This is a genomic window from Collinsella aerofaciens (assembly GCF_041537385.1).
Lineage (GTDB): Bacteria > Actinomycetota > Coriobacteriia > Coriobacteriales > Coriobacteriaceae > Collinsella > Collinsella aerofaciens_BV.
The window spans coordinates 535,326-548,465 of sequence record NZ_JBGORS010000001.1 but is presented as its reverse complement, the minus strand read 5'-3'; the positions used below and the strand labels follow the sequence as shown (position 1 = coordinate 548,465).

Here is a 13,140-nt window from a genome sequence, read left to right as displayed (position 1 = left end):
CTAAAAAGACTGGTTTGTGGTGCGATGCGGCTTGTGGGACGGGCGGGGGTCGGTCCGTGGTAGACTATCGAGCAACGTTTATTAATCGCGCGGTATCGTTGCCGCGAGAAGGGGTTGCGCCATGCAGGAGCTTGAGGATCGTATTCGCCATGACGGCATCGTAAAGGCCGGTAACGTCCTTAAGGTTGATGCTTTCCTCAACCACCAGTGCGACGTTGAGCTGTTTGACCACATGGGTGCCGAGTGGGCCCGTCTGTTCGAGGGCGTTGAGATCAACAAGATCCTGACGATCGAGGCTTCGGGCATTGGCATGGCCTGCATCGCGGCTCAGCATTTTGGCGGCGTGCCGGTGGTCTTTGCCAAGAAGGCGCAGTCCATCAACCTCGACGGCGAGCAGTATGCCACGACCATCTACTCCTTTACCAAGCAAAAGGAGTACCCGGTCATCGTTGGCAAGCGTTTCCTGTCCGAGGGCGACAAGGTTCTTATCATCGATGACTTTTTGGCCAACGGCTGCGCGCTCGAGGGTCTTATCAAGATCTGCGAGGCTGCAGGTGCCGAGGTATCCGGCATTGGCATTGCGGTGGAGAAGGGCTTCCAGGGCGGCGGCGATAAGCTCCGCGAGCGCGGCTTCCGCGTCGAGAGCTTGGCCCGTATCGCCGATATGGACTGCGAGACCGGCGAGATCACCTTCGCCTAAGCGCGCAACACAAGCGATTGGTATGCGATGTGACAAAGGGACTGTCCCTTTGTCACATTTTTTGTATGAGGGGAGGTGTTGATATGGATGAGAACAAGATGGGATGGCGCGAGTATGCGCGCTATGCCGAGATGTCGACCGAGGAGTTGGCGCGCGATTGCGAGGTGCAGGTGTTTCGCGCGACGGGTCCGGGCGGACAAGGCGTCAACACGACGGACTCGGCGGTGCGCATGAAACATATCCCTTCGGGAATTACCGTGACGGCGCGAGAGAGCCGCAGCCAGTTCCAAAACCGTAGTAGCTGCCTGCGTAAGCTGCGCGCTGAGCTTGGGCGTCGCGGGCGTCCACCGCGCCGACGCGTAAAGACCAAGGTGCCTCAGCGCTCTCGCCAGCGCAGGCTCAATGATAAGCACTTCAACGCCATTAAAAAGGCCAACCGTCGCAAACCGGGCAGCGACGAATAGCCTCCTCATAAGTTGCGGTGAAATAGGGGTGGCTAGCGGGTGGGGTGCCAGACGTGGAGGGCGCCGCCGAGGACGTCGACTTCGATGTGCGAGGCGACAACGGGCTCGCCGTCGGCCTGGATGGGGTAGTCTGGCTCCTCAAAGGTGAGCTCGGCATGGCGGCAGCGGCGCATGCGAACCGGCGGCAACTTGGTATGGTGGCCGTCCTTGGCCGAAAGGAACATGGGTAGGGCGACCGCACGGGGGACGGGGCCGCAGGCGTAGCAAACGTCGAGGATGCCGTCGCAGGGGTCGGCATCGGGGCAGATGCGATAGCCCGAACCATAGGTGGGCCCCAACTGGATGGCCATGATAATCGCGCGCACGCGCTCGGCGGGCGCGCGATCAAAGCTGATGGTCATGGGGTAGTTGCGATAGCGCAGGCCAAACTGCTCAAGTCCCGATAGGGTGTAGAGCGGAGCGCCGGCGAGGCCCGTCTTTTTGCGCAGCTCGGTGGTGCCAAGGCCGATGGCGGCATCGATGCCGACCGAAAGCGTCTGGTCGTAGTACTCAACGGTAGCCTCGCCGTTACCGCTTGCGGGGTTCCAAGAGCGAATGCGCCCGATGTCCTGACGCTGCAGCTCACAGGTAAGCAGCGCGCCAAAATCCTTGCCGGAGAAATCTTCGATTCCGAGCGTTTGGGCAAAATCGTTGCCGGAGCCAACGGGCAGGACGGCAAGGGCGGGACGGACCGCCTCGTTCTGCGTCATGAGTCCATTGACGACCTCGTGGATCACGCCGTCGCCGCCAAGGGCGATAACGGTGCGATAGCCCTGGGCCCGCGCGGCCAGCTCCTTGGCGTGTCCCATGCGCTCGGTCAACACCAGGTCAAACTGGGATGCGCGTGCAGTCATATCCAAAAAGCGTTGCAGGCGCTCGGCAACTTCGCGCGCCGCACCCGACTGGGCGGCTGGGTTGGCGATGATGAGCGTGCGACCAAAATCAGTTGCGTGCATGGGGCGACTCCCGGCGTGTGGCATGACGGTGCGGTCGCGCCCGGGTCGAATTTCCCCGATTGTGGCTGCACGGCGATTATTACATCTACTCTATCAGGTCGTTGTGGCGCTCGATAGCATCCGCTACCGTACCGCCCTCATCCACAATAAGCGAACGGCGCTTAGGGGACACAATGCGCTGTGCGGGATACACGCCACGGTGGCCGCCGGCAAGGTAGCTAATAAACGAAACGATGACAAAGAACCCGGCGGCCGTGCCGTGGAACAGGTCGATGGCCATCATGCAGGTGGTGATGGGCACGTTGAGGCCGGCGCAGAACACGCCGAGCATGCCGAGAGCCGCCAGAAAACTGGGGTCAAGCCCGGTAAGGCAACCGATCCAGCCACCGAGTGCCGCACCGATGCCAAACAGGGGCGTGACCTCGCCGCCTTGGAAGCCCGCGCCCAGGGTAAGCGCTGTGACGACCAACTTGATGACTGCGTCCGCCAGGGTGGTGTTGCCGGCAAATCCGGCGCCGGAAAGCCACGTGGAAAGGCCGGCGTAGTTCCAGGCGTCGAGGAGGGCATAGGCGGCCAAAACCACGAGTGCGCCTATGAGTGCGCGAACGAGGTAATTGGTGATAAAGCGACCGTACAAGCTCTTGACGGTTCGAACCGACCAGGCAAAGAGGCGTGCCGTCAGGCCGAAGAAAACGGCGCTGATAACAACGATAATGACCGTTTTGGGCGTCATGGCGGGAACGCTGGCGATGACATTCGCTTCGTACTCGGTACCCAGAGCGAGTGATGTAAAGTAGCCGGTAAACGAGGCGACCAGGCAGTAGATACCTGCGGTGTAGTCGATCTTGCCGATAAAGCACATTTCCATACCAAAGAAAGCTCCGGCAAGGGGCGAACCGAATACGGCGCCAAAGGCCGACGAGATGCCGGCGAGCATGAGGTCGTGGTGGTCATGCTTTTTGAGGTGGGCGAGGTTCGAAACATTGCTGGCGATGGTGCCGCCGATCTGTACCGCGGCGCCCTCACGGCCGGCCGAGCCGCCTGTCAGGTGCGTGAGCGTGGAGCAGACGAAGGTGAGAACGGCCATGCGCATATGGATGAGGCGTGTGCCCAGAGCGGAGTCGATGACCAGGTTGTTTCCGCGTTTGGCGGCAAGGCCGTGGTTTTTGTACACCCATGCGGTGGCAATGCCCACAACGGGAAGCAGCGCGTAGACCCACGCATGGTGCTCGCGATAGTCGGTCGCGATATTCAGCGAGGCCAAAAACGCCCAAGCGGCAACGCCCATGGCGAGCGAGACGATGACGACGAGCACGAGCAACTTGGCGCTCGCGAGTAGGTTGCGAGCGTTGCGGCGCGTGTCGGCAGCCAAGAGATGCTCGGAGCGGGTGAGCTGTTGCCTGCCTGCCATGATGACGTCATTAAGGGAGAAAAAGCCGCCGTCGTCGAGTGACTGGGAATGATCCTGCGCCTCGTTTGCGCTTTCGGGTTTGTCGTTATGAGCCATACGTTCCTCTTTTAGGTTGCAACGCAAGCATTATAAAACGCGGTAAACGCGACGAGCCGGTGGGTTGGTTTCCATTCTGTTTCGCGGCTTGCAACCGACAGGTGTATTTGCGGGTATAGGCCGAGTCGCGGTCGTGCGTCGGGGGATTATACTGAGACAAGCATAAAGAATCGGCGCTCCTGTTGTGCGCTGTGGCATTAAGAGGTGCATATGGCAGAGAAACTCATTCCGCTGGAGGACGCGCAGTCGATTGTTCTGTCGCACGTTGCTCCGACCGATGTCGTCGAGATCCCGGTATGGCAGGCGGCCGGTCTTCCCCTTGCCGAGGACGCCACGGCCGATATCGACATCTCGCCGTTTGCCAACAGCGCTATGGATGGATATGCCGTGCGTGCCGCCGACCTCGCCAAAGCGTCCACCGATGCGCCCGTGACGCTTTCTGTCGTGGGGCACGAGGCCGCGGGCCATGTGTTTGAGGGCGCAATCGGCGTGGGCGAGACCGTCCGCATCATGACGGGCGCGCCAGTGCCCGAGGGTGCGGATGCCGTGGTGAAATACGAGATCGTCGAGGTGCTTGACGGCGATGGCAACGAGGGCTCACACGTGAGCTTCTCGACGCCTGCCAAGGTGGGGGAGAACGTTCGCTCTGCCGCCGAGGAGGCCCATGCCGGCGACGTCGTGATGCGCGCCGGCGAGGTTGTGGCCCCGGCCGGTGCTGGCCTGCTGGCAAGCGCTGGTTACGCGAGCGTGAAGGTTCATGCCGCTCCGCGCGTGGGCATTATCTCGCTGGGCACGGAGCTGGTCGCGCCGGGTGAACTGCCGGCGCGCGGTCAGATTCGCGATTCCAACTCCTCGGCGCTGATGGCCGAAGCGCTCGATGCCGGCGCCGAGCCGGTGTTCTTTGGCATTGCGCCCGATGATGAGCAGGTGATTGCCGAGCTGGTACATCGTGCCGTGCAGGAGTGCGATTTTGTCATTACGAGCGGTGGCGCCTCGGCGGGCGATTACGACTACGTGACGGCGCTCGTTCGGCGCGAGGGCGAGGTACTCTTCGATCGTATCTCGATGCGTCCCGGCAAGGCCATCACGTTTGGCTTGCTCGGGGGTAAGCCGTATTTGGGGCTTTCGGGCAATCCCGCGGCGGCGTATGTGGGCTTTGAGATGCTCGCCCGCCCCGCGATTCGCAAGATGCGCGGCTTTACCGAGGGTGCGCGTCCCGTGCAGCAGGCGATATTGACGCACGGTGTGAAGAAGCGCCAGGACCGACGCTTCTTCGATCGCGCGACGGTTTTGCGCGACCCCGAGACCGGTGAGCTGCTGGTGACCGAGGCCAAGACGCAGAATTCGGCGCTGCTCGGCACGATGCAGCGGGCCAACTGCCTGCTGCGTATTGACGAAGGGCCGTGTGAGCTCAAGCCGGGCGACGTCGTGGACGTTGTGCGTGTCGATCTGCCTGAGGATGTCGTGTTGTAGGAGGAACGCTATGGAGTTGAAGATTTCGATCGTGACGTGCTCGGATACGCGCGACCTTGCCCAGGACGAGGCGGGTGCCGCACTCGAGGAACTTATCGAGGCGCAGGGATGGACGGTCGTCTCACATGTGGTCGTGTGCGACGACGTCAGCGAAATCGGTGATGCCATTGTGGAAGCTGCCGATGAGTGCCATGCCAATGTCGTGCTCACCTGCGGCGGCACGGGTCTTTCGATGCGCGATGTGACGCCCGAGGCTACGCGCGCCGTCTGCGACCGCGATGTGCCGGGTATTGCAGAGGCAATCCGTGCATACTCCATGACCAAGACGCGCCGCGCCATGCTCTCGCGCGCCGTGTGCATGCAGCGTGGGCATACGCTTGTCATCAACTTTCCGGGATCCACGAAAGCGGCCCGCGAAAGCTGGGAGGCCGTGAGCGATCAGCTGGAGCATGCGGCCCAAATGACGGCGGGCGGCGGGCACGCCAAATAAGCGCACTACCTGCGGCGGAGCGACCTTGCGAGTCGCTCCGCCTTTTTATGCAGCGACAGCGCGGAACGTCCTGAGACTATCGGCAAAAGAAAATTATCAGACGAGAAATCTTTATCACTGATATTATTCGCACGGAAGTATAATCTAATTACAGAATAAAGCTCGCGGCGGGGCGCCCGGGCGTAGCCTTCGAAAGGGTTGAACATGTTCGATATGGTTTCTCGCCGTGGATTCGTCTCGCTTTCTGCTGTCGCCGCTGCCGGCCTTGGCCTTGCTGGCTGCTCCGGCAACAAGGAGCCTGAGTCGACCGGCTCCGATGCCAGCTCCGCTAAGATTTCGTCCAAGAAGGCTGTCGAGCTGCAGGTCTTTGCCGCCAACTCGCTCGAGAAGGCTCTGCCCGAGGTTCAAAAGCTTTACACCGAGCAGACCGGTACCACGTTTGCCGACACGCAGTTTAAGGCGTCTGGCGACCTTGTCGAGCAGATGCGCGCCGGTGCCACGGTCGACGTGCTCATCACAGCCTCCAAGGGCACCATGGACGACGCCGAGGCCGCCGAGCTCGTCGATGCCGACACGCGTGAGGACATGTTCGTCAACGACCTCGTGATCGTTCGCGCCGAGGGCTCCGACACCAAGATCGAGGATATCGCCGACGTCGCGAATCTGGACGGTAAGATCGCCATTGGCGACGCCGAGACCGTCCCCGCCGGCAAGTACGCCAACCAGGCTCTGGCCTCCGTGGGCCTCTATACCGGCGCCGAGGGCGACGACGGCGAGTATGCGCCCGAGATCGCCGATAAGGTCGCACTGGCCGATAAGGTGGGCACCGCCGCCGCCTATGTGTCCACAGGCGACTGCGTGGCCGGTTTTGTCTACAGCTCCGATATCTTCCGCTACGACGGCATCGAGGAGGCCTTCGTGTGCCCCGAGGATTCGCACAAGCCCATCGTGTACCCGGGCGCCGTTGCCGAGAGCTCCGAGCACGCCGATGAGGCCAAGGCGTTTATCGACTTCTGTCTGACCAACAAGAAGGCTCAGAAGATTTGGGCTAAGTACGGCTTTGAGCTTTCCGAGTAGTGCGGCTTGGCGCGATAATTCCATCGTTTTGTGTTTCACTCCGTCCTTGTATTCGCTTGGAGCTTTTCGTGCTTAATAGATTCCGCATGCTTGTCGCCTGTGCTTTGACCTTCGCGCTTTGCTGGGTGCCGGGATTTGCGTTTGCTGGGGACGCTGAGGACGGGGCCCAGGTTGCTGCGACCGCTCATGGGCTTTCTTATGGGATCGAGGGATTTGAGCGGTTGGCCAAGGGGACCGCTCGTGCCATGGAGGGCCAGCCTGAGGGCTACCGGTTTCCCGTTGACGAGGACGTGGACCTTGTAGTGGCGCCTGCTGCCGATCGCGTTGTGGTGTGGATATCGTCCAAAGCGGTCGAGAAGTATGGATTGGATCCGCAGGACAACGAGTGCGTATCGGGTCTCAAGGCCCTCGTCTGTAAGCTCGACAGCGCAAACTGCATGGGAGGTGCGCAGCTGGGGGACGTGGATCTTCCTTGGTATGTCACGGTGGAAACAACGTTTGATGTCGGCGGGTATACCTATGGCTTTGACGAGCGCGGTGCGGATGGGGACCGCTATGTGGTGATTGCATCAGCCTCGGGTGATGCCAGGGGCGGCGCGCGTTGGCTTGATAGCGCTCAAATGGTAGAGGCATCGTCTGTCGTGTTGCGGGATGAGCAGGGGCCCTTGACCTCTCTGGCCTCCTTTTTAGGCGGCATCGACTACCGCCCGTTTTGGGTGTCCATTAAAACGAGTGGCCTTGCCCTGGTGATTGCCTTTGCACTGGGCCTGTTTGCCGCGTGGAAGACTATGGGTACCTCGAGTCGCATCAAGGGCCTGCTCGATTCAGTCTTTACGATTCCTATGGTGCTGCCGCCCACGGTCTGCGGCTTTCTGCTCCTCATGCTGTTTGGCCGCTCGACCGGGGTGGGCCAGTGGCTCATCGCGCATGGCGTCTCGATTGTCTTTACGTGGCCCGCGGCGGTGATATCTGCCGTGGTGGTGTCGTTTCCCCTGGTCTACCGTACGGCGCTCGGTGCCTTTGAGAGCCTTGACACGCAGATGCTCGATGCCGCGCGAACCCTGGGATGGTCCGAGCGTCGCATCTTTACTAAGCTTATGATGCCGCTTGGCTGGCCCTCGATTGCCGCCGGCGCGGTGCTTGCCTTCGCGCGTGCCATGGGCGAGTTTGGCTGCACGCTGTTCTTTGCGGGCAACTACGCCGGCATTACCCAGACCATCCCCATCGCCATCTACTTTGAGTGGATGGGCGGCAATACGTCGGTGGCCCTCTTTTGGGTCGTGGTCGTAATTGCGTTCAGCTTCCTGGTCATTCTGTTCATCAACATGTATACGGCGCATTCGCAAAAGTATCGCGAGCGTGGTCTCTCCCGTGCAGAGCGCAAACAGGCCAAAGATCTCGCCGGACAGGGCGATTCGCTCGACCCGGCGGGCGGCGATGCCTTGCGTATCGATCGCGAGGCGCTGGCCGAGCTTATGCGCGATGACGCCGTCTCGAAGGGAGGTCGATAGACCATGTCGCTTGTCCTGGATATCAAAAAGCGCTATCCCGGCTTTACCCTCGAAATTCAGCTCGATGCCGGCGAGGAGCGTGTGGCGCTGCTCGGCGCCTCCGGATGCGGCAAGAGCTGCACCTTGCGCTGTATTGCCGGCGTGGAGGCACCCGACGAGGGCAAGATCGTCGTCAACGGCGTGACCTTTTTTGACTCTGCGACGGGCATCAACCTTTCGCCCCAGGAGCGAAAATGCGCCCTGATGTTTCAAAGCTATCAGCTGTTTCCAAACATGACGGTGGCCGATAACGTATGTGCCGGCGTTGAGGGTGCAGGCGACGCCGCAGCGCGCAGACAACTTGCCGAGCGCTACTTGGGTATCTTTGGACTGGCCGACTTTGCCGACCGTTATCCCGCGCGCCTCTCGGGCGGCCAGCAGCAGCGTGTGGCGCTTGCTCGCATGGTGGCGGCACACCCGGGCATTTTTATGTTCGACGAGCCCATGAGCGCGCTCGACGCGTATCTCAAGAGCGCGCTTGAGCAGAACATGCTCGACCTGTTCGACGTCTGTAACCGTACCGTGCTCTACGTGAGCCACGATATTGACGAGGCATGCCGCCTGTGCGAGCGCATTTGCGTGATGCATAACGGGCATGTGGAGGAGATCGGCTCCGTCGAGGACGTGGTCCGCCGGCCGCAAACCTTGGCTGCGCTGCGCCTGACGGGCTGCAAGAACACAAGCCGGGCGCGCAAGATCGGCGACGAGGAAGTCGAGGCCCTCGACTGGGGCATGACCTTTAACGTGGGTCGCGAAGTTCCCGATGGCGTGGCGTACCTCGGTATTCGTGCGAGCTACTTCCATATGGACAACCGCGCAGAGCGGGGTCGTAACAGCTACGACCTGCATGTGGCTCGCGTGAGCGATTCGCGTTTTGAGCGCTTGGTGCTGTTGGACGTGCCACGTGTCGATGCGCCGACGCGCCTGCAGTGGAAGGTCAACAAAGTGAACGTAGCTGCCGACGGGCTGCCGCAGGCCGACGAGACCCTGCGCATGCACTTCGATGCGAGTAAGATCCACTTGGTTTGTCGATAGCGCCGGGTAATGCCGTCGGGGATATAAGCCTCGGCGGCTTTGTCTTGCCGTTCGCCGAATGAAGGATGAAAAACTCTTATCAATCAAGATAATTATTTATTAAACGACGGCACACGAGGCTGTCGTACGAATGTCAACGGTGTTCGCAGGGGCGATGACCGTTGATATAGTTGACCTCGACTGGTTAAGGAGGGTGCGCACATGCCGCAGACGACATACATTCGCCGCGTTGCCGCGCGCGCCCAGCATATGGCTCGGAGTCGCATATGAGCAGGTATGTTCACGGCTCCGGGAGAGACGACGCACAACTAAATCATCGACCGCAAAGCAGGTTCCCTAAAATTCCGGGTTTGAGCACGGCCGGGCAATCGCCGTCCGTCGTGCATCGATACCGCTGTTATCCGTTTTTGGTTCGAGAGGGGAACCGTTATGGCTGAAGAATTCGATTTTCATCCGATGTGGGAGAGCCTCGGCATGAATCTTGCCGACCACGATATGCTGCTGGGCGCCGTGGGCCAGATGTACGGGGACATGTTCCTGTCGCAGAACAACCGCCCCAAGTCCACGTCCTACTTGGACTTTGTGGCCACCAACATCCATAGCGGCCGCATTAAGGAGATGCTCGACAAGAAGGAGGCTGGCGAGGCCACCAAAATCGTGGGCTCGTTCTGCGTGTACGTGCCCGAGGAGATCGTGCTTGCCTGTGACGGCATTCCCGTTGGTCTGTGCTCGGGTGCCGATTGGGCAACGGACAAGGTCGAGGAGCACTTGCCGCGCAACACTTGTCCGCTTATCAAGAGCTTTGCCGGCTTTAAGCTGGGTGAGGTCTGCCCCTACATCGAGTCGAGTGACTTGGTGGTAGGCGAGAACACCTGTGATGGCAAGAAGAAGGCCTACGAGTTTTTTGCCACGCAAAAGAACATGTACGTCATGGATATTCCCAACGTGCACGACGAGTCGACGCTCGTGACCTGGAAGGCCGAGGTTAAAAAGCTTGCCGCCAAGATTGAGGAAGAGTGCGGCGTCACGATTACGCCTGAGCGTCTGAAGGCCGCCATCCGCGCCGTCAATGAGAAGCGTCGCGCCCTGCAGCGCCTCGCTGCCACGCGCGCTGCCGACCCAGCGCCCATTAGCGGTCTCGACAGCCTGCTGACCGTTCAGGCCGCCTTTATGGACGACACGCCGCGTCTGACCGGAGCCATCAACGATATGGCGGCCGAGTGTGAGCAGCGTGTCGAGGCCGGAGAGGGCGTGGCGCCCAAGGGAACCAAGCGCATCCTGTACACCGGCACGCCCATGGCTGTGCCCAACTGGAAGCTGTTCAACCTCATCGAGAAGGCCGGCGGCGTTGTGGTGGGCGAGGAGTCCTGCACGGGTTCGCGCTATTACAAGGACTTGGTCGATGAGTCCGGTGAGACGGTTGACGAGATGCTCGATGCTATCGCCGAGCGCTACTTTAAGATCAACTGTGCCGTCTTTACGCCCAACGACCAGCGTATGAAGGACATTGTTCAGATGGCCAAGGACCTGCATGCCGACGGCATTGTCGACGTGGCCCTGCAGTTCTGCACGCTCTACGAGATGGAGTCGTTTGCCGTGGAGAAGGCCGCCGAGGAGGCCGGCATTCCGTTTATGCACATCACGACCGACTACGCCGGCGAGGACGCAGGCCAACTGCAAACCAGGATTGAGGCTTTCTTGGAAACCATTTAGGACTATCCGTCCCGATGGCTTCCCCAGGCACCCGATCTTGCCGTTCAAACCGTCGCTTGCGTATCAGAAGTACGCGGCGCTCCTCTTTCACGGCAACCTCGGGCACCTGGGAAAGCCGTCTCCTTGGTTGGTTAAAAGGTTTAGGAGTTATATGTCGGAAAATATTGAGCAGCCGTTGCCGCGCACGTTTGAGGAGTTCAACGAGCAACGCGAGGCGGCGTTTATTCGCGTCAAGGATTATAAGCGGGCGGGTAATCGCCTGGTCGGCTTTTTGTGCAGCTATACGCCGCTCGAGATTATCGATGCCGCGGGGGCTGCGAGCGTGGCTCTGTGTGGTACGTCCGATGAGGTGATTCCCGAGGCCGAGAAGGTGCTGCCGGCAAACCTGTGCCCGCTCATCAAGTCGACCTACGGTTTTGCCTACTCGCAAAAGTGCCCGTTTACGTACTTTAGCGACATGATCATCGGCGAGACCACCTGCGACGGCAAGAAGAAGATGTACGAGCTACTCAACGAGCTCAAGCGCACGCACATTCTGCATCTTCCGCAGGGTCGCGATCGTGCCTACGAGCGTGAAGGGTGGTACGAGGAGTGCCGCCTGCTCAAGGAGGAGCTCGAGGGCTTCTACGGCATCACGATTACCGACGATGACCTGCGCGCTGCCGTCCGTCGTCGCAACCGCTTGCGTGCGGCCCAGCTCGAGATGTTTGCACTGCAGGCTAACCAGCCGGCGGCCATGAGCGGCGTCGACCTGATGAGCACCATGTTTGCCGGTACGTTCAGCTTTGATATCGAGGCCTATACGCAGCAGCTGGAGCAAAAGGTCGCCAAGCTGCGCGAGGCCTACGACGCGGGCGAGCGCCCGGTTGCGGCGGATGCCAAGCGCATTCTGATCACCGGCTGCCCGGTGGGCGGCGTGATTAACAAGATCGGTCGCACCATCGAGTCCAACGGCGGCGTTGTCGTGTGCATGGACGACTGCTCGGGCGAGCGCACGGCGGCCATGATGATCGACCCGGAGGCTCCCGACATCCTGCGCGCCATCGCCGACCGCTACCTGGATATCAATTGCTCGGTCATGACGCCCAACGACGGTCGTATGGAAAACACGCTGGCCATGTGCGAGAAGTATCACGTCGATGGCGTAGTGGAGAGCGTGCTGCAGGCCTGCCACACCTTTAACGTGGAGAGTGCGCACATGCAGGAGGTTGTCGAGGGTGCGGGTATTCCGTATATGAAGATCGAGACCGACTACAGCAACGGCGACATGGGTCAGATCGAGACGCGCATCGCCGCCTTCATCGAAACCCTGTAGGACAAATGCGGCAAAGGGATAGCTGCATTGCCGCATAGAAGGAGGATGCCGTGGTTGGCATTGGTATCGACATAGGCTCGACGGCCGCGAAGGCTGCGGTGTTGGAGACGGACAGCGCCATTGCGTTGACCTGCGTCATGCCGACGGGGTATTCGTCGGTCGATGCGGCCGAGCGCCTACGCGGTGAGCTCGCCGTAGCCGGCTATGACGTGACGGGCGACGATGTTCGCGTGGTCGCGACTGGCTACGGCCGTGTCGCCGTGCCCTATGCGCACAAGGTCGTGACCGAGATCACCTGCCACGGCACCGGTGCCGTGCGCCTGTTTGGCGACCATGGCACGGTGATTGACGTGGGCGGCCAGGACACCAAAGTCATTCAGCTTAAGGGCGGCCGCGTGGCCAAGTTCGCCATGAACGACAAGTGCGCCGCCGGCACGGGGCGCTTTCTGGAGATCATGGCCGACCGCTTGGGCATTACCCAGCAGCAGATGGCAGACCTCGCCCGCACCGGAGAACCTACCAAGATTTCCAGCATGTGCACCGTGTTTGCCGAAAGCGAGGTTATCAGCCTGATCGGTCGCGGTGAGCCGCGCGAGAACATTGCGCGTGGCGTGATCGACAGCGTGGTCTCGCGCGTGGCGACCATGGCCGGGCAGGCCGCGGGCGCCCCGTACTACCTGACCGGCGGCCTGTGCGAGAACGCCTTCGTAGTGGAGCGGTTGGGCGAGCTACTGGGGTCGCCGGTGACCACCTCGCCCCAGGCTCGCTTTGCCGGAGCGATCGGCGCGGCTGTCCGCGCCGCGGCCTTGGCCTAGGGGCGT

At 61.0% G+C, this 13,140-nt stretch carries 12 protein-coding genes; 10 read left to right on the top strand and 2 right to left on the bottom strand.

The annotated features are described in order from the left end of the window. Positions 1–121 precede the first annotated feature (121 nt). Both ACEG18_RS02485 and ACEG18_RS02480 read left to right on the top strand, forming a co-directional pair. Positions 122–700: a xanthine phosphoribosyltransferase gene (locus ACEG18_RS02485; RefSeq protein WP_022095227.1), complete on the top strand. Its 579-nt coding sequence runs from the start codon at positions 122–124 to the stop codon at positions 698–700. Positions 701–783: 83 nt separating this feature from the next. Beyond that, a complete protein-coding gene (locus ACEG18_RS02480) occupies positions 784–1,164 on the top strand; it encodes a peptide chain release factor family protein (RefSeq protein ID WP_372541121.1) in 381 nt (126 codons plus the stop codon). 32 nt (positions 1,165–1,196) lie between these two features. On the opposite strand, the gene ACEG18_RS02475 is transcribed toward ACEG18_RS02480, so the two are convergent. After that, positions 1,197–2,159 carry a diacylglycerol/lipid kinase family protein gene (locus tag ACEG18_RS02475; protein WP_372541120.1) on the bottom strand — a complete coding sequence of 321 codons (963 nt, stop codon included), beginning with the start codon at positions 2,157–2,159 and terminating at the stop codon, positions 1,197–1,199. Positions 2,160–2,244: 85 nt separating this feature from the next. Continuing rightward, positions 2,245–3,666, bottom strand: coding sequence for a chloride channel protein (locus tag ACEG18_RS02470; protein ID WP_372541119.1), 1,422 nt, complete (start codon positions 3,664–3,666; stop codon positions 2,245–2,247). A gap of 210 nt (positions 3,667–3,876) precedes the next feature. Here ACEG18_RS02470 and ACEG18_RS02465 point away from each other — a divergent pair, with 210 nt between their 5' ends. From ACEG18_RS02465 to ACEG18_RS02430, 8 genes are all read left to right on the top strand, one after another. Next, positions 3,877–5,139 (top strand): molybdopterin molybdotransferase MoeA, encoded by a 1,263-nt coding sequence (locus tag ACEG18_RS02465; protein WP_372541118.1) that lies wholly within the window; start codon positions 3,877–3,879, stop codon positions 5,137–5,139. Between the two features lie 10 nt (positions 5,140–5,149). Beyond that, positions 5,150–5,629 (top strand): MogA/MoaB family molybdenum cofactor biosynthesis protein, encoded by a 480-nt coding sequence (locus tag ACEG18_RS02460; RefSeq protein ID WP_372541117.1) that lies wholly within the window; start codon positions 5,150–5,152, stop codon positions 5,627–5,629. Positions 5,630–5,833: 204 nt separating this feature from the next. Further along, positions 5,834–6,706, top strand: coding sequence for a molybdate ABC transporter substrate-binding protein (modA, locus tag ACEG18_RS02455; protein WP_372541116.1), 873 nt, complete (start codon positions 5,834–5,836; stop codon positions 6,704–6,706). A 68-nt stretch (positions 6,707–6,774) separates the two neighbouring features. Next, complete coding sequence (modB, locus tag ACEG18_RS02450; protein WP_372541115.1) at positions 6,775–8,217, top strand: molybdate ABC transporter permease subunit; 1,443 nt, start codon at positions 6,775–6,777, stop codon at positions 8,215–8,217. Positions 8,218–8,220: 3 nt separating this feature from the next. Further along, a complete protein-coding gene (locus ACEG18_RS02445) occupies positions 8,221–9,291 on the top strand; it encodes a sulfate/molybdate ABC transporter ATP-binding protein (protein ID WP_372541114.1) in 1,071 nt (356 codons plus the stop codon). Between the two features lie 429 nt (positions 9,292–9,720). Next, on the top strand, positions 9,721–11,004 hold the full coding sequence (locus ACEG18_RS02440) for a double-cubane-cluster-containing anaerobic reductase (RefSeq protein ID WP_195644679.1): 1,284 nt from the start codon (positions 9,721–9,723) through the stop codon (positions 11,002–11,004). Between the two features lie 151 nt (positions 11,005–11,155). Continuing rightward, the gene (locus ACEG18_RS02435; RefSeq protein WP_372541113.1) at positions 11,156–12,319 is read left to right on the top strand and encodes a double-cubane-cluster-containing anaerobic reductase; all 1,164 of its coding nucleotides are present in this window, start codon (positions 11,156–11,158) and stop codon (positions 12,317–12,319) included. A 50-nt stretch (positions 12,320–12,369) separates the two neighbouring features. Further along, complete coding sequence (locus ACEG18_RS02430; RefSeq protein ID WP_372541112.1) at positions 12,370–13,134, top strand: acyl-CoA dehydratase activase; 765 nt, start codon at positions 12,370–12,372, stop codon at positions 13,132–13,134. Positions 13,135–13,140: the final 6 nt, after the last annotated feature.

Coding starts and splice junctions, on each gene's coding strand:
- ACEG18_RS02485 (WP_022095227.1), top strand. CDS start 122: ATGCAGGAGCTTGAGGATCGTATTCGCCATGACGGCATCGTAAAGGCC.
- ACEG18_RS02480 (WP_372541121.1), top strand. CDS start 784: ATGGATGAGAACAAGATGGGATGGCGCGAGTATGCGCGCTATGCCGAG.
- ACEG18_RS02475 (WP_372541120.1), bottom strand. CDS start 2,159: ATGCACGCAACTGATTTTGGTCGCACGCTCATCATCGCCAACCCAGCC.
- ACEG18_RS02470 (WP_372541119.1), bottom strand. CDS start 3,666: ATGGCTCATAACGACAAACCCGAAAGCGCAAACGAGGCGCAGGATCAT.
- ACEG18_RS02465 (WP_372541118.1), top strand. CDS start 3,877: ATGGCAGAGAAACTCATTCCGCTGGAGGACGCGCAGTCGATTGTTCTG.
- ACEG18_RS02460 (WP_372541117.1), top strand. CDS start 5,150: ATGGAGTTGAAGATTTCGATCGTGACGTGCTCGGATACGCGCGACCTT.
- modA (WP_372541116.1), top strand. CDS start 5,834: ATGTTCGATATGGTTTCTCGCCGTGGATTCGTCTCGCTTTCTGCTGTC.
- ACEG18_RS02445 (WP_372541114.1), top strand. CDS start 8,221: ATGTCGCTTGTCCTGGATATCAAAAAGCGCTATCCCGGCTTTACCCTC.
- ACEG18_RS02440 (WP_195644679.1), top strand. CDS start 9,721: ATGGCTGAAGAATTCGATTTTCATCCGATGTGGGAGAGCCTCGGCATG.
- ACEG18_RS02435 (WP_372541113.1), top strand. CDS start 11,156: ATGTCGGAAAATATTGAGCAGCCGTTGCCGCGCACGTTTGAGGAGTTC.